Origin of the sequence: Nonomuraea purpurea (genome assembly GCF_042650645.1) — a bacterium.
GTDB classification, from domain to species: domain Bacteria; phylum Actinomycetota; class Actinomycetes; order Streptosporangiales; family Streptosporangiaceae; genus Nonomuraea; species Nonomuraea purpurea.
On sequence record NZ_JBHSBI010000034.1, the window covers coordinates 24,994 to 45,889 of the forward strand.

Here is a 20,896-nt window from a genome sequence, read left to right on the forward strand (position 1 = left end):
TCACGCAGGTGGACGCGGATATTCTGGAGAGTGCCCCGAGGGTCCGGAGAGCGGCCCTCCTTGGTCAAGGTCGTGCCTGACGCTGGGGCGGCCCGCGGGGAAGCTGGGAGAATCAGGCCATGGTGGCAATGGACGGCGATGGCTGGACCGAGTGCTCCCAAGGCCACAGGCACTGGGGGCTGCATGGCGCTTCCGGGCTCCTCGTCGTTCATCATGACGACCGCGGCACACCGTACGTCCTGATGCAGAAACGCTCCTGGTGGAGCCACCACGGCGGCACCTGGGGGCTGCCCGGCGGCGCGCGCGACAGCCACGAGGACGCCGTCACCAGCGCGTTGCGCGAGGCCCGCGAAGAGGCGGCGCTCGGCGACGAGGGGCTACGGGTGCAGGGCGTCTACCGCGACGATCACGGCGGGTGGGTGTTCGAGACGGTCATCGCCGCGTCGGACGAGCGGCTGCCCGCCTCCCCCGCCAACGGCGAGAGCACCGAACTGCGCTGGCTGGCGCTGCCCGAGATCGGCGACAGGAGGCTGCATCCGGGGTTCGCGGCGACGTGGAGCGAGATCCAGGGGACGATCCGGCCTGAGACGATCGTGCTCGACGTGGCCAACATCGTCGGCGCGCGGGCCGAACACGGCTGGTGGCGTGACCGGCTCGGGGCGGCCACCCGGCTGCTCGACGCCGTCTCCGGGCTGCGGTTGACGCATCCGGTGCTGGCGCAGTGGTTCCCGAGGGTGGTGGCGGTCGTGGAGGGCGCCGCCAGGAGCGCGCCCGCCGTACCCGGGATCCAGGTCGTGGCGGCGACAGGAAGCGGCGACGACGCGATCGTCGACGTGGTGGATCAGGCCAAGCCCTGGGAACACGTGGTCGTCGTCACGGCGGACCGGGGGCTGCGCGAGCGGGTCGAAAAGCTCGGGGCCGAAACCATCGGCCCGAAGTGGCTGCTGTCGCAGCTCGGCGGCTGATCGACTCGATCGTACGGGCCACTTCAGAGCTTGGCCGGGCGGACATTGTCGAACGCCGCCTTGAGTCCCGTCACATCGAGCACACGCTGCAACACTCCGTGCACCCCCACCAGACTTAACGCCCCAGCGTGCGCGGTCACCCTGCGCTGGTGCTCCACCAGCACCCACAGGCCACTCGAGTCGCAGAACTCCAGCTTGGTCGTGTCGATGACGATCTGCACGCGCCCCTCGGTGAAGAGCCGTACCAGGGACTCCTTGAGCAGCGGCGCGGTGAGTTTGTCGAGGTCGCCCTCCAGGCGCACGAGCGCGCTCTCCTGCCCGCGCTCCACCTCGACATTGAGATCCGCCACCACCTGAACGTACACCCCTGTCACCGCAGCCGCTATCGTGGTTTCCGCACGGGAGGGTTCGCATAGTGGACGAGTGCAGCCGCCTTGAAAGCGGCCAGGTCAGCGATGGCCTCGTGGGTTCGAATCCCACACCCTCCGCCACGCTCCAGAGCTCCTGAAGCGCCCTCATGGCCTCTTTCCCTCTCCGAACAGCTGACCGACGGCCCGCCGGACGTGCCTGCGGATGGCCCATTCGACGACGGCGAGGTTGACGCCCCAGCCCAGGCCGAGGAGCAGCGCCCTGGGAAACGGGCCGGGCGGGCCGCCGGTGGCCGCGTTCCAGACGGCCAGGAGCACCGCCTGCGTGCCCGCGCCCATGCCGAGCGCGTACGCGCGGGCCATCCACGCGCGGTGCCTGGCGACGTCGTGCCGCAGGATCGCGGCCAGGCCGAGGGCGAGGGAGAGGGCCATGGCCGAGCCGGCGGCGAGGCGGAAGACGGTCAGCAGGCCGGCGTCGGGGGCAGGAAGGTCGGAGAACAGGGTCAGCCACACGCCGCTGAGCGCCGCGACCAGGCCGAACGGCACCAGCACCCGCCCGGCCGCCCGGTGCCAGGCGGGTCTGCGGCGGCGCAGGCCGGGCGCGAACTGGAAGGCGCCCAGGAGGCTGTAGACGGTGACGCCGGCGATGTGCAGCGTCACGGGTACGGGTGCGGCGAAGAAACGGGCGTTGTCCGGGGTCACGCCGGCACCGCCGGTCAGCTCGGCCACGCGGACGGCGCCCGCGAGCACGGGGACGACGCTGAGGGCGAGCAGTCCGGCGGGGACGAGCCGGACCGCCTTCGTGGGGGTCATGGCTCGATGGTGGCAACCGGGATGGCGGCGGTTCATCGGCGGAAGGGTTCGCGTTCGCTCCGCCTTTCGACCGCAGGCGAAGTCGTACTTCCGGCCGATGCGGATTCAGGAATTCGCCGGACGGGACGCCGGGTCAGCCGTCGACCAGGCGACGCCCTGCCACCCCCGCGCCCCCCGGGAGGAGATCACTCACTCCCTGATGCCCGTGAAACCGTCGCCCACGGAGGCGGCCAGGTGCAGATAAGCCTCCCTGGTCGGCTCCTGGAGCCGGTCGAGATCGATCTCCGCGCCCTCCTCCAGGTGCGGGTCGTACGGGACGCGGATCACCGCACGGCACCTGGCCGCGAAATGGGCCTCCAGCTTCTTGATGTCGACCGCCGACTTCGAGCGCGGCCGGACGCTGCACAGCACCACGGTCGCGTTCTTGACCAGGTCGCCGTAGTGGTGGGCTTCCAGCCAGTCGAGCGTGGCCGAGGCCGCCCTTGCGCCGTCGACCGAAGGGGAGCTGACCAGCACGATCTGGTCGGCGAGCCCGAGTACGCCGCCCATGGCGGAGTGGAGCAGGCCGGTGCCGCAGTCGGTGATGCAGATGGAGTAGAAGTTCTCCAGCACCTGGGAGACGGCCTGGTAGTCGGAGCCGCTGAACGCCTCGGAGACCGAGGGGTCGCGGTCGGAGGCCAGCACTTCGAGCCGTGAGGGCGCCTGTGAGGTGAACGCCCTGATGTCGACGTAGCGGGTGACCTGGTCGCGCTCGTTGAGCAGGTCGCGCACGGTCGCCGAGGTCTCCAGGACGAGCTTGTCGGACAGGGTGCCCCTGTCGGGGTTGGCGTCCACGGCGATCACGCGGTCGCCGCGCATCTGGGCCAGGGTGGCGCCGAGGCCGACCGTGGTCGTGGTCTTGCCCACGCCGCCCTTCAGGCTGAGCACGGCCACGCGGTGGTGTCCGGTGGTCACCGGGGTGCGGGCCCTGGTCATCAGCTCGCGGCGGCGGCGCACCTCTGGGGGTTCGCCCGGCTTGATCCAGCCTCCCGACGCCTTGTAGACCAGGCGCCGCCAGCCCTTGGAGGGGGCGTTACGCCTTCCGCGTAGCAGGGACTCCGGGTTGAGGCTCTCGGCGGTGGGCCTGCCGGTGGCCGGGGGCCGGGGCGGGGAGGTGAACACGGGGACGGGGGCCGGACGGCGGCGGCGCTCCGGCGGCGGCGGGATCTCACGCTCGGCGGGACGCCACTCCTGCTGCTCGGTCCACTGCTGAGGGGGTTCCTGGACTGGTTCGGCCCATTGAGGATGTTCTTGGGGCTCCGCAGGCCGGGGCTCCGGCTCGCTCCACTGGGGCAGCTCGTTCCTGGGGAGGGTGTCCGACGCGTCCGCCCACTGCAGGGGTTCGCTCTTCTTCGCGGAGGTCTCCGAGTCGGTCTCGCCCCACTGCGGCGGCTCGATCTTGGAGATCGGGTCGGACGGCTCCTCCGGTTTCGGACGTTCATCGCCCGGGAGAGAGACTGTCCATTTCGGCAGCTCGTTTCTCGGCTGGGTGTCCGCCCACGGGCTCCCCTCGTCCTTGCCTGACGGCTTCTCCTCCGCCGCGCTCGCGGGCTCGGGCTCGTCGGCGGGCCGCTTGTCCTCCTCCTGCTGCCGCTCGGATGGGGGCGCGGTGAACGACAGCATGTGGGGATCGGTGTCGTCGGGGCGCGGCAGCGGCTTCAGCGGGGCCAGGAACGGGTCGTCGGCGGGGGCCTCGTCGTTCGCGACGGCCTTGGAGTCGGGGACGGCACCGGAGTCCGGGACGGCACCGGAACTGCCGGCCTTCGGGACGGCACCGGAGCTGGCGGTGCCGAGCCAGTCGGCGGCCTCGCTCTCCTCCTCGGGGAGCTCCTCGGCCGCCGCAGGGCCGTACACGGAGTCGACGGCCGCGCGGAACAGCGGCGGCGTCGGCGTGTCTGGCTGGTTGGTGACCTGCAGCCACGGGTCCTTGGGGTACGGCGAGGCGACCGGCTCCTCGACGGAAGCAGTGGAGGCGCTGACTGGGACGGGGGTGTCCTCCGTCTCCTTGATGGCATCGAGCCAGGCCAACTGTTCCTCGAGAGATTCCTCTCGATCGTGTCTTGCCACCGTGTTCCCCCTCGGGTGGGTCTAAAGGGGCAGCAAATACATTGCAGATTAACGTGTAGCGCTCAGGCACAGCCCGGCAACCCACAACTTCTTTGCCCCGCTACCGTGGTTCGCATGCGAGCGATTGAGATCGCCGAACCAGGCGGGCCAGAGGTGCTGGAGTGGCGCGAGGTGCCGGAACCACGTGTCGAGCGGGGCGATGTGCTCATCGAGGTGACCGCGTCGGCGGTGAACCGTGCCGACCTCCTGCAACGGCAAGGATTCTATGACCCTCCGCCGGGGTCGTCACCCTATCCGGGGCTGGAGGTCTCGGGTGTGGTGGCCGAGGTCGGCGCGGACGTCGAGCAGTTCAAGGCGGGCGACGAGGTGTGCGCGCTGCTGGCCGGCGGCGGTTACGCCGAACGCGTAGCCGCGCCCTGGCAGCAGGTGATGCCGGCGCCCGAGGGCGTGCCCCTGCGGGAGGCCGCGGCGCTGCCCGAGGTGGCGTGCACGGTCTGGTCCAACGTGTTCATGCTCGGACGGCTGCGCAGGGGCGAGACGCTGCTGGTGCACGGCGGGGCCAGCGGCATCGGGACGTTCGCGGTGCAGCTCGCCAAGGCGCTCGGATCGACCGTGGTCGCGACCGTCGGCTCGGCGGCCAAGGGCGAGCGGGTCAAGGAGCTCGGCGCGGACGAGGTCATCAACTACCGCGAGGAGGACTTCGCCGACAAGGTTCGCGCCGACGTCATTCTCGACATCATGGGAGCGAAGTACCTCCCGGGCAACGTCAAGGCGCTCCGCACCGGCGGCCGACTGGTGATCATCGGGCTGCAGGGCGGCCGCAAGGGGGAACTCGATCTGGGCGCCCTGCTCGCCAAGCGCGGCTCCGTCCACGCGACCACGCTGCGCTCGCGTCCCGTGGACGAGAAGGGCACGATCGTCAGGAGCGTTGTGGACAACGTGTGGCCGCTGGTCGGCGCGGGTGCGGTGCGACCGGTGGTGTACGCGGAGGTGCCCATGTCGGACGCAGCCGAAGCGCACCGAATGTTGGATTCCGGGGAGCACGTCGGCAAGATCCTGCTAGTACGGTGAGTGTTATGAATGCTGAGGACAACAACACCCCCCACATCGTGGTGGTGGGTCCTGACTTCCAAGGTCAGGCCGATAACGGCGAAGACGACCGCTCGGTCACCAACCTGGTCGAGCAGCCCGCCAAGGTGATGCGGATCGGCAGCATGATCAGGCAGCTTCTCGAGGAGGTCCGCGCGGCCCCTCTCGACGAGGCCAGCCGCAAGCGGTTGAAAGAGATCCACGAGTCCTCCATCAAGGAGCTCGAGGACGGCCTGGCGCCGGAGCTGGTGGACGAGCTCGAACGGCTGTCGCTCCCGTTCACCGAGGAGAACGGCGCGCCGCCGAGCGACGCCGAGCTGCGCATCGCGCACGCCCAGCTGGTCGGCTGGCTTGAGGGGTTGTTCCACGGCATCCAGACCACGCTGTTCGCGCAGCAGATGGCTGCCCGTGCCCAGCTTGAGCAGATGCGCAGGGCGCTTCCCGGCGTGCCGGGCGACGAGCAGGGGCATCGGCCCCACGGCGGTTCCGGCCCCTACCTGTAGATCCGTTCGATCACCTGCGCGACACCGTCGTCGTCGTTGGACGCGGTCACGTGATCGACGGCCGCCAGCACGTCGGGGTGCGCGTTGGCGACCGCGTACGACGTACCTGCCCAGCTCAGCATGGGCAGGTCGTTCGGCATGTCACCGAACGCGATCACCTGCGAGGGCTTGATCTCCAGCCGCCCGGCGAACTCCGCCAGGGCTGTCGCCTTCGTCACACCTTGGGCGCTCATCTCGATCAGCCCTCTGCGGCTGGAGTGCGTCGCCGTCACCAGATGTCCGACTAGTTCGTGAACGGTGACGTGCAAGTCGTCCGCGCTCATACCTGGATGTAGTGCCAGTAGCTTGGCGCATGGGCGTGCGGTGACCGAATCCACACGTACGGTTCCCGCATCCCGATCCAGGCCACCGAGGAGGAAATCTGACTCATGCGCAAAACCAGATTCATACTCGACCGAAAATACGAGATCGGACACGTTCGCTCTTAGCTGAGCGACGACTTCCTCGAGAACATCGACCGTGATCAGGTGAGATTCCACTATCTGTTCGGTATGGAGATCGTAGATCAGCGCTCCGTTCGCACAGATGGCGACGCCACGATGACGGACGGCTGCCGCCACCCCGCCAACCCAGCGGGGCGGACGCCCTGTCACGAACACCAGCGCGGCCCCTGATTCCTCGACTTTGCCGAAGGCCATGACAGTGCGGGGAGACACGGTTCCGTCGGTGCGCAAGGCAGTACCGTCGAGGTCGGTGGCCACAAGACGTGGCTCGGGAAGGCTCTGCATAACAGGTTCCAGTTTGCCCGGTGATGCCGCCTGACAGAAATCTTCGTTGGGACGGGAACACCAACGCTCCAGAATGGTGTTAGATGTGATGGCGTTGTATTAGCTGATCCCGTAGTGAAAACCAGCATGACTTTGTCTGAGCCACCCCGGGTGCTTGCTGTACGACACACCGGGACCCACGAGGTGTGGGTCCCATAGATTCACATCCTGAGGGAGAGCTTTTATGGCTCAGGGAACCGTCAAGTGGTTCAACGCCGAGAAGGGCTTCGGCTTCATCGCCCCGGACGGCGGTGCGCCGGACGTGTTCGTGCACTTCTCCGAGATCGTCGGCAGTGGCTACCGTAGCCTCGAAGACGGCCAGCGGGTCGAATTCGAGATCACGCAGGGCCAGAAGGGGCCGCAGGCCTCTCAGGTCCGTGCCGTCTGACCTGTAGTCAGCCGGCAAGACCGGGGTTCGCTCCCAGCGGGCCTCGGTCTTTTGCTTTGTGTCGGGTTGGTCACGGATGTGATGGCCCCTGAACCGTTCGGCCTCCTCAGCCATCGAGCTGTATATGAGGTACGCGTGGTTATGCCACCCCGTGACCGTTGCCGGGGTGCTCGTGCTCTTGATCAACGACCACCTGCTCAAGCAGTCCTGGCCCGGCCTCATCACGGGCAAGCTCAGCGACGTCGCCGGGCTCGTCGTGGCCCCCGCGCTGCTGGCGCTGCTGTTCTGGCGGCGGGCCGACCTGGCGGCCACCGTGCTGACCGGAGCGCTCTTCACGCTCGTGAAGAGCACGGAGACGGGCGCGGAGGTCGCCTCCCACCTCTGGACCCTCGTGGCGGGCCCTTCGCGCGTCCTGGCCGATCCCACGGACCTGCTCGCCCTGCCCGCGCTCGCCCTGGCCTGGTGGGTACGCCGGCGCACCCTCCACGGCGGCTCAGAACGCCGGCGGATCATCGTCGTCATGCCGCTGGCCGTGCTCGCGGTCACCGCCACGTCGGCGGCCCAACTGCCCACCGCCCATGCCGTCGAGGTGGACGGGGACCGGATCGTCGTCCGCGTCTGGTCCGCCCCGGGACAGAGCTCATCGGACGGCGGGGTCACATGGTCGCAGACCCATGAGGACGGCACCGCCCCCGTCGAGGCGCCCCAGAGCGCCGGCTGCGTGCCGGGGCAGGCCACACGCTGCTACCGGGTGGTCGAGGGCCGGATGGCCGTCGAGCAGTCCGACGACGGCGGCAAGACGTGGGGGCCGTCGTGGGAGATGAACGGGGATGACTTCGCCCGGTTGAACAGGCGTAATTCTGGATTGAACGGGCGCTACTCCATGGGTCTGGGCGTGCAGGCCAGACCCGGAGGGCACGTGGTCGTCGTCGCGAACGGCCTGGACGGCATCCTGGTCCGCGACGTGTCCGGTACGTGGCGGCGGGTCGGCTGGCCAGGAGCCGAGGTCCCCGCGCTCGACCTGACCCCCGAACGGAACGTGGCGCTCCTCCTCGCCGCCTGCATGCTCTTCGGCGGGATCGGAGCGCGGTTGCGGCAGTATCCGCGGGTTTACATCGGGTTCGCCGCGGCCACCTGCCTGGGGCTGTACGCCGCCTTCAGCGGGGACCTCAGCCCGTTCTCCGGCTCCGAGTTCTGGGAGGTGGGGCTGACCTGGGCGGGCCTGCTGGCGGCCATCGTGGGCGGCATGGTGTGCCTGGTGCTGGCGTTCGCGGGCCGGGCGCAGCCGGTGAACGCGGCGGTCGGCGTGATCGGGGCGCCACTGGTGTTCGCGACCGTCTACCTGCCCTTCGTGGGCTGGTCGGCGGGTACGCCCGGAGCGTACTGGGCCGCCGTCACGTGCGCCGTGCTGCTGACGGGGCTCGTGGTGCTGGGGAGCGCCCTCCTGATCAGGAAGGCCGCTCCCCTCACGTGACGACGAGCCCCTCTACTTGGCGGGCTCCAGGACGTCGAGGCCCACGAACGGGCGCAGCGCCTGGGGAACCACCACGGAGCCGTCGGCCTGCTGGTGGTTCTCCAGGATCGCGACGATCCAGCGGGTGGTGGCCAGCGTGCCGTTGAGCGTGGCGACGTGCTGCGGCTTGCCGTCCTTGTCGCGATAGCGGACCGCGAGCCTGCGGGCCTGGAACTCCGTGCAGTTGGAGGTCGAGGTCAGCTCGCGGTAGCGGCCCTGGGTGGGGATCCACGCCTCGCAGTCGAACTTGCGGGCGGCCGACATGCCGAGGTCGCCCGCGGCGGTGTCGATGATCCGGTAGGGGACCTCGATCTTGGCGAGCATCTCCTTCTCCCAGGCGAGCAGCCGCAGGTGCTCGTCGTGGGCGTCCTGCGGGCGTACGTAGGAGAACATCTCGACCTTGTCGAACTGGTGGACCCGGATGATGCCCCTGGTGTCCTTGCCGTACGAGCCCGCCTCGCGACGGAAGCACGACGACCAGCCCGCGTACCGCAGCGGCAGCTCGTCACCGCCGAGGATCTCCTGGGCGTGGTAGCCGGCCAGCGCCACCTCGCTCGTGCCGACCAGGTAGAGGTCGTCCTCCGGGAGCCGGTAGATCTCCTTGTCGTGGGCCACGTGGAAACCCGTGCCCTGCATGGTCTCCGGCTTGACCAGCACCGGCGTGATCATCGGCATGAACCCGGCCTCGATGGCCTGCTGCATGGCCATGTTGAGCAGGCCGAGCTGCAGGCGCGCGCCGGCGCCCTTGAGGAAGAAGAACCGCGAGCCGGACACCTTGGCGCCCCGCTCCATGTCGATCGCGCCGAGCGCCTCGCCCAGCTCCAGGTGGTCTTTGGGCTCGAAGTCGAACGTACGCGGCTCGCCATGGGTCTCAAGGACCACGTAGTCGTCCTCGCCGCCCTCCGGCGCGCCCTCCTCGACGATGTTGGGCACCGTCTGCAGCAGCTCGTCGAGCTCGCCGCCCAGCTTCTCCGCATCGGACTCGGCGGCCTTGACCTGGCTCGCGAGCTCCTTGGCCCGCTGCAGCAGCGCGGCCTTCTCCTCGCCCTGCGCCTTGGAGACCGACTTGCCCATGCTCTTTTGCTCGGCGCGCAGAGACTCGAACGAGGTCAGCGCGGATCGGCGGCGCTCATCGAGGTCGAGCAGCGTGTCGACGACGGAGTCGTCCTCACCGCGGGCACGCTGCGACGCCCGTAGCCGGTCGGGATCCTCACGAAGGGTACGCAGGTCAATCACAAGGAAAGGCTACCGGCGCGCGGCGGCGGCCCGCCCCTGGATTACCGGTCTGCCCTCATCAACCCAGCCCAGCTCCGTCTCAGACCCGCCCTATCGGACGCCTCCGCCCTTGGATCGCCTGGCCCTGCGACCCTCAGAAGCGGCCGGGGCTCAGAGCTCGCCGGCGCGGATGCGGGCCAGCCACTCGCCCGCCTCGGCGAACTCCGCGTCGCCCGTACCCCGCTTGATCTTCGGCGCGACCCCGTCGGCTCGCGGATAGCTGCCCAGGAAGCGCACCTCGCCGCAGATGCGGTGCAGCCCCGCGAGGGCCTCCCCGACCCGGGCGTCCGCGACGTGCCCCTCGAAGTCGAAGTGGAAGAAGTAGCGCCCGATGCCGTTCCGGGTCGGCCGCGACTCGATGCGCGTCAGGTTGACCCCGCGTACGGAGAACTCCGTCAGCATCTCCAGCAGCGCGCCCGGGTGGTCGTCGGCGAGGAACACCACGAGCGTGGTGCGATCGGAACCGGTCGGCTCCGGCAGCGGCCCCGATCGGCTCACCTTGACGAAGCGGGTCACGGTGTCGGACCGGTCGCCGATGCCGCCGGCCACCTCGACCAGCCCGTAGTGCTCGCCGGCGATGCGGGCGGCGATGGCGGCGTCGTACGGCGAGCCCGGCAGCGAGACCTCCTGGGCCGCCGCCGCCGTCGAGGGCGCGGCCACCACGACCGCGTCGGGCAGCTCGCGCGAGATGAAGGCGCGGCACTGGGTGATGGCCGCCGGATGCGTGTAGACCCGCTTGATGTGCGGGATCTCGGTGCCGGGTCTGGCCAGCAGCGAGAACTGCACGGGCAGCAGCAGCTCGGCCGTGATCAGCAACGGCTCGCCCCAGGCGAACTCGTCGAGCGTCGTGGTGATCGCGCCCTCGATGGAGTTCTCCAGCGGAACGACGGCGCCGTCGGCGTCACCCGTGCGGGCGGCGTTGAGCGCGGCGCTCACCGTGGCGCAGGGCAGGCGCTCGGCGGTGGGGTCGAGGAGCCGCAGGGCCTCTTCGGTGAAGGTCCCCTCCGGCCCGAGATAGGCGAGTCTGGGCATGCATCAAGAGTATCCGCAGGTTGAGGCACCTGTGGCGGTTTTCGGCCAGGCGGCGTCAGGCTTTACAGCAGCCCAGACGCCTTGGACGTGATCAGGGGCCCGATCCCGAGCCTGGCCGCCCGTACGGCCTCTTCCTCCTCGGGAGACAGCGGCGTCTGCCCCTTTCCCCCGACTACGGGGCGGATGTAGGTGCGCGTCTCGGTCTGTCCGTTGATCGAGGTCAGGACGATGCCATCGCCCAGCCCGTTGATCATCGCCACGGAGAACGACAACCGCCCGGACATCTCCGACAGGGCGTCATACCGGCAGACGGCCACGTCCCTGATGGCCCTGAGATCGCCCATGCCCTCGCTCGACTGCCTGGCGAGCAACCGCTGGCAGTCTTCCACTGCGGCTCTGGCCTGTCTCAGCGCCAGATGCCCGATGAGCACGCCACTGACCCCGGCGACGACGCCCACGATGACCCATGTCGTAATGAGCACGACACAGAGGGTAATGGTTGAGTCAGGCGATCTCCCGCCGTTTCGGCACCCAGGACGCCAACAACCACACCAGCACCAACGCCCCGAGCCCGAACCCGTTCTGCACGATCTTCCCGAACACCACGCTGACCACGGGGATGTCCGCCGCCTTCAGCGAAACCCCCCACCAGGGAACCGGCACCACGTAGTAGAGCCACACCCCCGCCGCCACCTTCAGCCGCATCGGATCGCGTCCGTCGCCCACGATCGCCCCGAGCACCAGAACCACCCAGGCCAGGTGGTGGATCCAGGCGACGGGCGACAACAGCACCGCCATCAGACCGACGAGCGCGACGGCGGTGATCGAATCGTTCGCCTTGTACGCGTCGCGCGCGGCCCGGAACCCGTACCACCCGACCGCGGCCACGATCGCGGCCCAGATCACGAAGGTCAGCGTTTCGTCCATGTACAGCCGGATCAGCATGCCGCGGATCGACTGGTTGGTCGTGGCCGCGTTCGCGCCCAGCCGTTCCGGATCAAGCAGCGCCGAGAACCAGTAGTCGGCCGCGTCCCGCGGAATCACCCCGAACGGCAGCAGTGTGAGAACCGCCGCCGTGAACGTCGCCATGAAGAACGTCCGCCACTGCTTGGTGATCAACAGGTAGATCAGGAACACACCCGGGGTCAGCTTCACCGCCGTCGCCAGCCCGATCAGGAACCCCCGGGGCCACCACGGCCGCTTCGCCGCCACGTCCGCCAGGCACAGGGCGACCAGCAGGATGTCCACCTGCCCGAACCGCACCTGGTCCCTGATCGGCATCAGGTACGTGCAGGCCACCATGAGCAGCGCGACCAGCCACGGCGCGTACTTGCGCAACTCCGGCCGGAACACCTGCCTGAACGCGAACCACACGGTCACGCCCAACGCCGCGAAGATCCCGGCCGTCCACACCCATTGGGCCGTCTCCCAGGACATCTTGGCCAGCGCCACGGCCAGCATGGCCGCGATGGGCGGATACGTGAACGGCAGCAGTTGAGGTGCCGGCGTGAAATAGTCGTACACTGGCCGACCGTCGAGCAGCATCTGCCCGCCGGTACGGTAAACATCCAGGTCGACCAGTCGCTGATCGTCCGGGTTGGTGAGCCACATGTGAACCAACGGCGCCGCGGCCACCGCGACCACGAGCACCGCGACGGCCCACGCCCACCACTGCCGCTGTGTCACCTGTACCTCGCCACTTGTCACGATGTGGCACGTTACCGTGGCTGTTGTCGTTCGAGGGGAAGACTCTGGGGGTCCATACATGCCGAACGCCACACCGTACCCGCCTCAAGGCCGGTACGGGGAGCGCCATGAGCACCCCCACGACAGGCCACACTCGTCACAACACCCACACCACCCTCGGACGGAACACCCCCGGACGCAGCCTGCGTCCGCCCCACACACATCACCTCAGCACGCATCAGCGCAACCTGCGTCACCGCAACACCCATCAGCGCTGCTCACATCGACGCCACGCGAACCATCGCAGCGCGCATCGGTGTGGCGTGCCATGGAACAGGCGCCCCACGGTCGCCGAGCAATCACCCGCCTCCTTCCCGTCCTTCTGCTCGTCACCCTGGCGGCCCTCGTAGCGCCCAGCGCGCCGGCGATGGCCGCGACCGCCAATGGACCCGCGGCGCAAGGAACGATCGCCCTTGGGCTGCCCCAGCAAGTATCTGGGGCGCAGGGGCGGGCCGGCCAAGGGCTGCCCGTGGGGCAGGAGCCCGCCGGGCAAGGAACTGCCGGGCAGAGGCAGGTCGTGGGCGGGCGGGTTGCGCTCGTTGGGGTGCCTGGCTTGGAATGGAGCGATCTGGACCAGGCACGCACGCCCAACATGTGGCGTCTCGTCGGCGAAGGGGCCTCGGCGTCGCTTTCGACCCGGGCCGTCCCGCCCCCGGACCGTGGGACCACCTGCCCCGTGGCCGGATGGTTGACCGTTTCGGCGGGGCAACGGGCCGGTACGGAGGGCAGGGGCTGCTCGCCGATCCCCACACCCCAGTCGACGGGCGGCCAGGGAGCCGCCATCCCGAACTGGTCGGCGTTGACCGCATTCCAGGCCGAAACTGGGTACAACGCTCAGCTTGGCACCCTCGGTGGACTGGTGACGGGCGGCGGTGGCAAAGTGGCGGCCGTTGGGCCGGGGGCCGCGCTGGCGGGGGCGGACAAGTCGGGAAATATTGCCAACTATGCTCCGACGCTAGGTGCCCTCGGCGACCTCAGCCCCTACAACCTGATCGTCTTTGAAGCCGCCGACCTCGCCAACGCCTGGATGCGGCAGCCGCCGGACGAGCACGGCGTCCCGATCCCGCTGCCCGCAGCCCTCCGCCAAGCCGCTGTCGCGCAGGCGGACCAGCAGATCGGCGCCCTGATCGGCAAGCTGCCGCCCAACACGACCATCCTGCTGGCCGGCGTCTCCGACGTGACACCGAACGCCCACCTCCACGTGGCGGTCGCCGCCGGGCCCTCCGCGAGCGGGCAGCCGTTCCAGCACGGCTCTCTCACCGCCACCTCCACCCGCCAGGACGCCCTGGTCACGATCACCGACCTCACGGCCACCGCCATCCAGGTGCTCGGCCTTCCCTCCACGCGTGAGGTTGTCGGTCGCCCATGGCAGTCCGTCGGGGCCGCTCCCGCCTCCCCGGCCGACACCGTGACCGACCTCGCGGACGCGGACCTGGCCAGCCAGGTCCTCCGAGAGGTTCGGGGGCCGTTCTTCACGGTGCTCGTGACGTTGCAGCTCCTCTTCTACGCTTGGGCGGCCCTCGCCCTCCGCCGTCGTTCCCGCAACCGCTTCCGCGCGAGTGAGGCCACGGCCACCGCCGGTCAGAACCACGCGTCTTCCGTCACCCCCTCCGCAAGCGCAGAGAACAACCTCAACCATCGCGACCAGCCGCCCTCAAGCGCAGGAGAGGCCGACCCTCACCGACGCCCCCCATCCTCCGCGAGTGAGAAGGACGTTGACCATCAGGAACGGGCGTCTGTGGGTGTGGATGCTGGTCAGGAGCGCCAGGGCCTCCAGCCGTCCTCGGTTGTCGCTTTGGCCAGTGCCTCCAAACTTCTGAAATCCGTTCAGATCGTGGCGGTGGTCAGTGGGGCCATTCCCGTCGCCACGTTCCTGGCGCAGTTGGTGCCGTGGTGGACGTTGCCGGTGCCGATGGTGTCGGTGATCGTGACGATCGTCGGGATCGCCGGGCTGATCACCGCCGCGGCCTTCGCCGGGCCCTGGCGCGCTCACGTACTGGGCCCCCTGACCGTGGTCGCCGCCGTCACCTCGCTCGCTCTCATCATCGACGTCATGACCGGCTCCAAACTCCAGGTGAACGCGGTGACCGGGTACGAGCCCGTGACCGGAGGGCGGTTCTACGGGTTCAGCAACATCGCCTTCGCCGTCTACGCCACCGGCACCATCCTCGGGCTGGCCGGGGTGGGGCAGTGGCTGCTCGGCCGTGGGGTGTCCAGGGTCGTCGTCGTGGTGCTGTGTGCGGTGTACGGGGCGTTCGCGGTCTTCGCGGATGGGTGGCCTTCGTGGGGTGCCGACTTCGGCGGGGTTCCGGCGTTCGTGGTCGGCTTGGCCGTCTTTCTCATACTGCTTTCCGGCAAGCGTGTGTCGATACTCAGCCTCTTGCTCGTCAGCCTGGTGGGGACCGCGCTGGTGGGCGCCCTCTCGGTCTCCGACTGGCTGCGTCCAGAGGCCGAGCGCACCCATCTGGGCAACTTCGTGCAGCAGATCATCGACGGTCAGGCGTGGACGGTCATCGGACGCAAGTTCGGCGCCATGATCGGGGTAACCGTCGGCAACTGGTCATTGACCCTCCTCTCGCTGGTCGCGCTGGCCTTCCTGTACCTGGTGCTCGCCCGCCCGTCGCGCTGGGGCGCCTCCGCGCTCGGCCAGGCCTACGACCTGGCCCCGATGCTCAGGGCGGGGCTGTTCGGCGCTCTCACGTGTGCCTTCATCGGCTTCCTCATGAACGACTCAGGCATCGCCATCCCGGCTATGGCGCTGACGGTAGCCGTGCCGCTGACGCTTGCCGCCTGCGTTCGCGCGCTGCAGCTCGCCACGCCCAAAGAACCAGCGCCACGGTCAGAGCCAGCAGGACCCACGCGAGCTGAGGTCTGACGACGGTTCTGAGCCAATCGAGGTCCGCGGGCGGCCCCTCGATTCTGGCGGGCAGATACGCCAGCGACAGGACCGCCAGGTGGGCGACCATGAAGCGGTCCACCGCAGACGCCGTCACCAGCGCCAGCAGCCCCAGGGCGAGGCCCTCGTACCAGGGGAGGATGTACGGGGTGGCGAAGATGTAGGCCACCGCCAGGGCAGCGGCCACTACTGGCGCCTCCAACCCGGGCCCTGAGTCGCTTGTCGATGGGCGGCGGGAGGCGGCCAGGCGGAGGAGTGACCAGGCGATGAGTGCGAGGAGCAGGAGAGAGCCGATCTGGATTTCCGTTCGGTAGGCGCTGCCTGTGCCCACGATGGATTGGAACCAGCCCTGGACGAGTTTCCAGAACGAGGCATGTGAGATCGACTTGCTGGCCCGGGTGACTGGTGCCAGTGCTTCGGAGCCGGCGATCGCGTACCCGGTGATCACCACTGCCAGGGCGCAGGCTGCCATGAGGGCGAGGCGTGCGGGGCGGCGGCGGAGTTCCCAGGCGGGGCCGAGGGCCACGAGGCCGGCGTTGGCCTTGATTGCCACGCCCAGCCCGAGCAGGGCGCCCGCGCCCACGGGACGGCTTCTGGCCAGGAGTGCGGCGACCATGCAGGCGATGGCGAGGGTGTCGACGTGCATGCCCGCTACCAGGTGGTAGAGCAGGAGCGGGTTGGCCGTCCACAGCAGCGCCGCCCGCAGCCGTCTGGCCGGGTCGTCTCTGGTGAAGCGGTCTATCAGCAGGCCTGTGGCGATGAAAGCGGCGGCGTTGAAGAGGGCCAGCACGAATATCGTCAACCTGAGCGAATCGCCGCCGATCCAGCTCGCCACCGCCTGTACGACCGTGGCCACCGGGCCGTAGACGCTCGGCTCCTCCCGCCAAGGCTCTTCGACGGCATCGGCGATGACGTCGCCTGGTAGGTCGATTGCGCCATGGGTGTACGGATTGAGGCCCAGGGTCACCATGCGGCCGTAGACGGCGTAGTTGAGGTGGTCGCCCGAGCCTGAGGGGGGCAGGAACGTCAGAACCGTGGCGGCTGCGCAGCCTATAAGCACCAGCAGTCGTGCGGTCTCCGCGGTGCTGCGGCCGAGGTGGGGCGTGACTGAGCGGCTCAGTACGGTCAGGGCGGCCAGGAGGCCGAGGCCACCCAGGACGAGTGTGATCGCTGCCAGGGCGATCACCAGGTATGGGTTGGGGTTGACGTGGAGTGAGTACGGCGGTTGCCAGGCTGGGCCGCTCAGGGCGGGAACCATTGCCGAAGGGCCGAGCAGGCCTATGACGATCGTCAGCAGGATCGAGGCGCCGATCGCCGCCGTGGCCAGCCCGGTGAGCCGGCCTCGTGCCTGTTGGTGCCGCGTCTGCGAAGTCACCGGGAAATTCCAGCACACTCCCGAAGTGGGTTCTGCCAGGTGGTGGCGGGCTGTGGATAAGGGGCCACCGAAGAGATACGACCGTCAGCGGCGAGAAGCCCCCGGCCGGCGGCCCGAAAATGTGTTGCCCAGGCTGAGAAGCAGCTACTACCGTCGCCCCAGCGCGAGGAACGCGTGATCACGGGATGAGGAGGTTGATGAATATGGCCGCCGTCGGGCCTCATCAGCATGTCCTCATCCGGCCCGCGCTATAGCAGAGCGCGGCCCGGGTCGTTCCAACGACCAGGAGAGACACGTGTCTTCCTCTTCTTCACCCGCCCACGCCGACATGATCACTGAGCGCCTGATCCTGCGTCCCTGGACCACGAGCGAGGCCACCGCGGTCCTCGACGACACCCGGTCCACGCACTGGGCAGACGACTTCCCCGCCGAAGGCGATCGCGTGGTCGCGGGCCTCTTCGGCCGGCATCCCGCCTGGCTCGGGGCATACGGCCACCGTCTGATCATCGAGCGCGCGAGCGGCTTGGTGGTGGGCTCGGCCGGCCTGTTCTGGCCGCCCAGCGAGGGCGCCCTCGAGATCGGATACGGCATCGTGGCCTCCCGCCGCGGCAGGGGCTACGCCCCAGAAGCCACCCAGGCCCTGGCAGAGTTCGCCCTCACCACGCCTGAGGTCCACACCGTGTTCGCCAATGTGGAACCGTCCAACCCGTCCTCGGTCCGCGTGCTGGAGAAAGCCGGCTTCCACCGGTGGGCCACCGAAGACGACGAGGAGAACCTGGCCCACTTCAGGGTCACGAGTCCGGACCACTCACGGTGATGATCCCCCACCACGACACCCCCAACGCCACCGAGAACAGGACCGCCATGCCCACCTGGACCACCCGCCCGCAGACCACCGCGGACATCCCCGCCATCCGCGACATCCTGCTCGCCGCCTTCCCCACGGCTCTGGAAGCCGACCTCGTCGACGCCCTGCGCGCCGACCCCAAGGCATGGATCGACGGACTGTCCATGGTCGCCACCGCACCCGACGGCACCCCGGCCGGGTACGCACTGCTCACCCGCTGCCACGTCGACGGCCGGCCCGCCCTCGCACTGGGCCCGTGCGCCGTCCCGCCCCAGGTCCAGCGCACCGGCGCCGGCTCCGCCGCCATCCGCGCCGCCCTGGACGCCGCCCGCGCCATAGGAGAGAACCTGATCCTCGTCCTGGGCCACGCCGGCTACTACCCGAGGTTCGGCTTCACCCCCGCCTCCCGCTTCGGCATCCAAGCGCCCTTCGAGGCACCCGATGAGGCCATGATGGCCATGGCCCTCGACGGCACCCGCCCGGTCCCGACCGGCATCATCCAGTACCCCGCCGCCTTTGGCGTCTGACACGCCCGCGGCACCACAGCCCTTCCCAGACCACCCGCCCAACGGGCGGCCTGGGAAGGGCGCAATTCCTCTTGAGAAAGCGGATTGATCAGGCCCCAGCGCCGGTCGGCCGCCAGGTGGCGCGCCTTCGATCACACCGGCGGCGCGCGAACGGTCCTTCATTCCGGACGCCGCACCCTACACGTCGCGTCGAACCAGTACGACGGCTCACCATGCCGGACGGTCGGAACCACCACCGGATACCGGGTGCCACCATCGTGAAGCTGGACAGTCAGGTCGGCATCGCAGTCGCAGCACATGCCGACCATGTCCCAACGCAGGCCATGGCTGTATCCGACCGAAATTCCCTCAGCACTACCGAAACCCCAGGTACGGCCCGGAAGACAGGACCAGGACGGACGCGGCCCAGAGAACAGCGCCAAGACGAGTGCGCGGCCCAGAGAACCGGGCCGTGAGGGGTGGGGGTGTTAGCGGGTGAGGCGGAGTTTGTCGAGGTTTTGGGTGACGAGGGGGTCGCGGGTGGCCAGCGCGCGTGCTACGTCCCGCAATTGTTTTGCGCGGTGAAGTTGCGCCCGCCAGTCGGTCCCCGTGGCCCGGTGGGACATGTCCACTTCGACCTCGGCGATCCGGTACCCCTTGCGCAGCAGGTCGATGGTCAGCGCGGTCTCCACGCCGAACCCGTGCGCCAGCGGTCTGGCCGCCTCGAATGCGGCCCTGGTGAGGCAGCGCTGGCCGTTCAGCGGCTGGCGGGGCTCGAAGCCGGTGGCTCGGCGGATGCCCTCTTTCGACAGACGTACGACTAAGCCGTGGCCCCCGAGCTTGATCCTGGTCGTGAACACCGCGATGGTCATGTCGGCCTCGCCCGCGCGTACGGGCTCGATGAGGGGGGCGGCGGCGCTGGCCGTCTCGCCCAGGTCGGCGTCGAGGAAGAGCAGGTGGCGAGGGGTGACGTCCGCCTCGTCAAAGAGTCGGACGGCCTCCGCTCCCGTCTCCATCGCTGCCGCCTTGCCCCGGTTGCGGCTGTGACGAACTATCCGGGCGCCGGCCGCACGTGCCACCCTGCCCGTTTGGTCCGCCGAGCCGTCGTCCACGACCATGACGAGGTCGACGCCGGGGAGGGCGGCGGCCGTCCTGACGGTGGTCGCGATCCGATCGACCTCGTTGACGGCCGGGATGATGACCGCGGTCTCGCCGCTGCTCACTGAGCGTCACCTCCGTTTGGGAAGCCGACAGGCTTACCTCGCCGCGAACAGTCCGCGACCGCACGATCGGCTGCCTGACGGTCGGTCCTCACGCACCGCGACGGGTCCACGATCGTACGACGACGGCGGCAGCCACCCGGAACACGTTGCGAAACGTCCGTGGCGACGTGCCGGCCGGACGTAACGCGCCGCGCGAGAGTCACGGCCCCAGGGCACCGTGAAAGGGTCACGGTGTCGCGACGCCCTACGAGGCCCGCGATCCCGCGACGGTCGCCGCCCTGGCGATCGAGTGTGAGACGTGTCATGATCCCTCGGTGATGAGGAACTCCCGCGGCACCTCATCATGCACGGTGAACACCGAGTCGAGCCCCGTGACCTGCAGAATCTTACGTACGGCAGGACGCGGCGCGGCGACTTCGAGCGCTCCTCCCTGCTCCTTCATCCGTTTGAGTGCTGACAACAGTACGTTCATCCCCGTGGAGTCGCAGAAATCCACGGCGGACATGTCGATGACCACTCGGCTGGGCCCGTCCTGCAGCAGCCGAGTGAACTCGGACTGCAGTTGGGGCGCCGTGTACAGGTCGATTTCTCCGGTGATGGCAACGAGTGCGCACCCGGCATGTGATCGAGTCGAGACCTTGAGCTCCACATGGGCAGGCTAGCGGCGCGAAGGCTTCCGGTCACGTTGTCACGCCGATAGGGCAACCACTGGTTTTTGTCCTCCGTTTGGGCTCCATGAAAACGGAGAGTACGCGAAGCTTGACAGCGTGACACTGCGACCGGCACCGGTTCATGGAGAAGGAAGGGCTGGGGCACGACCGGCGAGCCCCGCATCGATGAAGGCAGACAAACCTGAAGATCCCCAGCGCCAAGGGCTCCGAGAACACCTGGAGACCATCCTCGTCCGCACAGAAAAGGCCACCTCATGGCATGACGAAGCAGGACACCTCCGCGGCCTGGTGAACCACGAAGGCTACGTCCCCATCCGCACCCGCCTCGCGGTCGAGGACCTCGAGTTCCTCGCCGGCGCGCGTGCCGAGCTGCTCAGGTTCGCCGAGCTCGGGCTCAGGTTGCTCGATCTCCATCAGCCGCGGGACGCGGGGGGCATCACCAGCGACACCGCCCACCCGATATTGCGGTGCCGGAGCTGCATGTGGCGCTGGCCCTGCCCGACATTTCGGGCGATGTCGGAGTCGTTCGGCGCCCCGAGGGACCAGCCCGAGACAACCGCACTCCCTGAGACAACCGTGCGCCCCGAGCCCGTGCGCCGCGAGACGGAGCTCCCCGAAAGCGCCTGAAGCGGGGGTGCCCAATGTCCAGGAGTCCTTGAGGGCAGCGAGCCCCTCAAGGTGAGGGAGGCTCGAAACGAGGGGTCCCGAAAAGGCCGAGGGCCGGAGAGGCCGAGGGGGTCCGCAACCGATACG

Annotated in this window: 19 protein-coding genes, 1 tRNA gene and 1 pseudogene; 10 read left to right on the top strand and 11 right to left on the bottom strand. The window is 69.0% G+C overall.

The features are described 5' to 3' along the window. The first annotated feature begins 128 nt into the window (after positions 1-128). Positions 129-965: an NUDIX domain-containing protein gene (locus tag ACFOY2_RS44500; protein ID WP_379534298.1), complete on the top strand. Its 837-nt coding sequence runs from the start codon at positions 129-131 to the stop codon at positions 963-965. Positions 966-988: 23 nt separating this feature from the next. Here the strand turns inward: ACFOY2_RS44500 and ACFOY2_RS44505 are convergent, their stop codons facing one another. Beyond that, positions 989-1,315 carry an STAS domain-containing protein gene (locus tag ACFOY2_RS44505; RefSeq protein WP_379534200.1) on the bottom strand — a complete coding sequence of 109 codons (327 nt, stop codon included), beginning with the start codon at positions 1,313-1,315 and terminating at the stop codon, positions 989-991. A gap of 51 nt (positions 1,316-1,366) precedes the next feature. Between ACFOY2_RS44505 and ACFOY2_RS44510 the strand changes: the two genes are divergently transcribed. Continuing rightward, a tRNA-Ser gene (locus tag ACFOY2_RS44510) sits at positions 1,367-1,456 on the top strand. A 24-nt stretch (positions 1,457-1,480) separates the two neighbouring features. Here ACFOY2_RS44510 and ACFOY2_RS44515 read toward each other — a convergent pair. Beyond that, positions 1,481-2,146, bottom strand: coding sequence for a DUF2306 domain-containing protein (locus tag ACFOY2_RS44515; protein ID WP_379534201.1), 666 nt, complete (start codon positions 2,144-2,146; stop codon positions 1,481-1,483). Between the two features lie 189 nt (positions 2,147-2,335). Beyond that, positions 2,336-4,213 carry a nucleotide-binding protein gene (locus tag ACFOY2_RS44520; RefSeq protein WP_379534202.1) on the bottom strand — a complete coding sequence of 626 codons (1,878 nt, stop codon included), beginning with the start codon at positions 4,211-4,213 and terminating at the stop codon, positions 2,336-2,338. A gap of 153 nt (positions 4,214-4,366) precedes the next feature. On the opposite strand from ACFOY2_RS44520, the gene ACFOY2_RS44525 reads away from it, so the two are divergent. After that, on the top strand, positions 4,367-5,323 hold the full coding sequence (locus tag ACFOY2_RS44525) for an NAD(P)H-quinone oxidoreductase (protein ID WP_379534203.1): 957 nt from the start codon (positions 4,367-4,369) through the stop codon (positions 5,321-5,323). Positions 5,324-5,328: 5 nt separating this feature from the next. Beyond that, complete coding sequence (locus ACFOY2_RS44530) at positions 5,329-5,844, top strand: bacterial proteasome activator family protein (protein WP_379534204.1); 516 nt, start codon at positions 5,329-5,331, stop codon at positions 5,842-5,844. Here ACFOY2_RS44530 and ACFOY2_RS44535 read toward each other — a convergent pair. Beyond that, complete coding sequence (locus ACFOY2_RS44535) at positions 5,835-6,605, bottom strand: HAD family hydrolase (protein ID WP_379534205.1); 771 nt, start codon at positions 6,603-6,605, stop codon at positions 5,835-5,837. The two genes, ACFOY2_RS44530 and ACFOY2_RS44535, sit on opposite strands and share 10 nt — an antisense overlap. 250 nt (positions 6,606-6,855) lie before the next feature. On the opposite strand from ACFOY2_RS44535, the gene ACFOY2_RS44540 reads away from it, so the two are divergent. Continuing rightward, positions 6,856-7,059: a cold-shock protein gene (locus tag ACFOY2_RS44540; RefSeq protein ID WP_127938141.1), complete on the top strand. Its 204-nt coding sequence runs from the start codon at positions 6,856-6,858 to the stop codon at positions 7,057-7,059. A 166-nt stretch (positions 7,060-7,225) separates the two neighbouring features. Further along, entirely contained in the window at positions 7,226-8,533 is a 1,308-nt protein-coding gene (locus tag ACFOY2_RS44545; protein WP_379534206.1) for a hypothetical protein, read from the top strand. A 12-nt stretch (positions 8,534-8,545) separates the two neighbouring features. Here the strand turns inward: ACFOY2_RS44545 and serS are convergent, their stop codons facing one another. The 4 genes from serS to ACFOY2_RS44565 all read right to left on the bottom strand — a co-directional run bounded on the left by serS (position 8,546) and on the right by ACFOY2_RS44565 (position 12,586). Further along, the gene (gene serS, locus ACFOY2_RS44550; RefSeq protein ID WP_379534207.1) at positions 8,546-9,808 is read right to left on the bottom strand and encodes a serine--tRNA ligase; all 1,263 of its coding nucleotides are present in this window, start codon (positions 9,806-9,808) and stop codon (positions 8,546-8,548) included. A 150-nt stretch (positions 9,809-9,958) separates the two neighbouring features. After that, a complete protein-coding gene (pheA, locus tag ACFOY2_RS44555) occupies positions 9,959-10,879 on the bottom strand; it encodes a prephenate dehydratase (protein WP_357813675.1) in 921 nt (306 codons plus the stop codon). A 62-nt stretch (positions 10,880-10,941) separates the two neighbouring features. Continuing rightward, positions 10,942-11,361, bottom strand: coding sequence for a DUF4446 family protein (locus tag ACFOY2_RS44560; protein ID WP_357813677.1), 420 nt, complete (start codon positions 11,359-11,361; stop codon positions 10,942-10,944). A gap of 22 nt (positions 11,362-11,383) precedes the next feature. Then, positions 11,384-12,586: a glycosyltransferase 87 family protein gene (locus ACFOY2_RS44565; protein WP_379534208.1), complete on the bottom strand. Its 1,203-nt coding sequence runs from the start codon at positions 12,584-12,586 to the stop codon at positions 11,384-11,386. Between the two features lie 715 nt (positions 12,587-13,301). Between ACFOY2_RS44565 and ACFOY2_RS44570 the strand changes: the two genes are divergently transcribed. Further along, complete coding sequence (locus ACFOY2_RS44570) at positions 13,302-15,500, top strand: hypothetical protein (protein ID WP_379534209.1); 2,199 nt, start codon at positions 13,302-13,304, stop codon at positions 15,498-15,500. A gap of 259 nt (positions 15,501-15,759) precedes the next feature. Here the strand turns inward: ACFOY2_RS44570 and mptB are convergent. Beyond that, positions 15,760-16,914 (bottom strand): annotated as a pseudogene (mptB, locus tag ACFOY2_RS44575) (polyprenol phosphomannose-dependent alpha 1,6 mannosyltransferase MptB); the annotation flags it as partial. Between the two features lie 277 nt (positions 16,915-17,191). Here mptB and ACFOY2_RS44580 point away from each other — a divergent pair. Together ACFOY2_RS44580 and ACFOY2_RS44585 are read left to right on the top strand one after the other, a co-directional pair. After that, complete coding sequence (locus tag ACFOY2_RS44580; protein ID WP_379534210.1) at positions 17,192-17,713, top strand: GNAT family N-acetyltransferase; 522 nt, start codon at positions 17,192-17,194, stop codon at positions 17,711-17,713. Then, complete coding sequence (locus ACFOY2_RS44585) at positions 17,713-18,270, top strand: GNAT family N-acetyltransferase (RefSeq protein WP_379534211.1); 558 nt, start codon at positions 17,713-17,715, stop codon at positions 18,268-18,270. Before ACFOY2_RS44580 ends, ACFOY2_RS44585 begins: the two co-directional genes overlap by 1 nt. A 467-nt stretch (positions 18,271-18,737) precedes the next feature. Here the strand turns inward: ACFOY2_RS44585 and ACFOY2_RS44590 are convergent, their stop codons facing one another. Then, entirely contained in the window at positions 18,738-19,472 is a 735-nt protein-coding gene (locus ACFOY2_RS44590) for a glycosyltransferase family 2 protein (protein WP_379534212.1), read from the bottom strand. A gap of 301 nt (positions 19,473-19,773) precedes the next feature. Then, positions 19,774-20,121: an STAS domain-containing protein gene (locus tag ACFOY2_RS44595; RefSeq protein ID WP_357813688.1), complete on the bottom strand. Its 348-nt coding sequence runs from the start codon at positions 20,119-20,121 to the stop codon at positions 19,774-19,776. Positions 20,122-20,308: 187 nt separating this feature from the next. On the opposite strand from ACFOY2_RS44595, the gene ACFOY2_RS44600 reads away from it, so the two are divergent. Next, positions 20,309-20,770 carry a hypothetical protein gene (locus ACFOY2_RS44600; RefSeq protein WP_379534213.1) on the top strand — a complete coding sequence of 154 codons (462 nt, stop codon included), beginning with the start codon at positions 20,309-20,311 and terminating at the stop codon, positions 20,768-20,770. Positions 20,771-20,896: the final 126 nt, after the last annotated feature.

Coding starts and splice junctions, on each gene's coding strand:
- ACFOY2_RS44600 (WP_379534213.1), top strand. CDS start 20,309: ATGAAGGCAGACAAACCTGAAGATCCCCAGCGCCAAGGGCTCCGAGAA.
- ACFOY2_RS44515 (WP_379534201.1), bottom strand. CDS start 2,146: ATGACCCCCACGAAGGCGGTCCGGCTCGTCCCCGCCGGACTGCTCGCC.
- ACFOY2_RS44530 (WP_379534204.1), top strand. CDS start 5,329: ATGAATGCTGAGGACAACAACACCCCCCACATCGTGGTGGTGGGTCCT.
- ACFOY2_RS44500 (WP_379534298.1), top strand. CDS start 129: ATGGACGGCGATGGCTGGACCGAGTGCTCCCAAGGCCACAGGCACTGG.
- ACFOY2_RS44525 (WP_379534203.1), top strand. CDS start 4,367: ATGCGAGCGATTGAGATCGCCGAACCAGGCGGGCCAGAGGTGCTGGAG.
- pheA (WP_357813675.1), bottom strand. CDS start 10,879: ATGCCCAGACTCGCCTATCTCGGGCCGGAGGGGACCTTCACCGAAGAG.
- ACFOY2_RS44585 (WP_379534211.1), top strand. CDS start 17,713: ATGATCCCCCACCACGACACCCCCAACGCCACCGAGAACAGGACCGCC.
- ACFOY2_RS44540 (WP_127938141.1), top strand. CDS start 6,856: ATGGCTCAGGGAACCGTCAAGTGGTTCAACGCCGAGAAGGGCTTCGGC.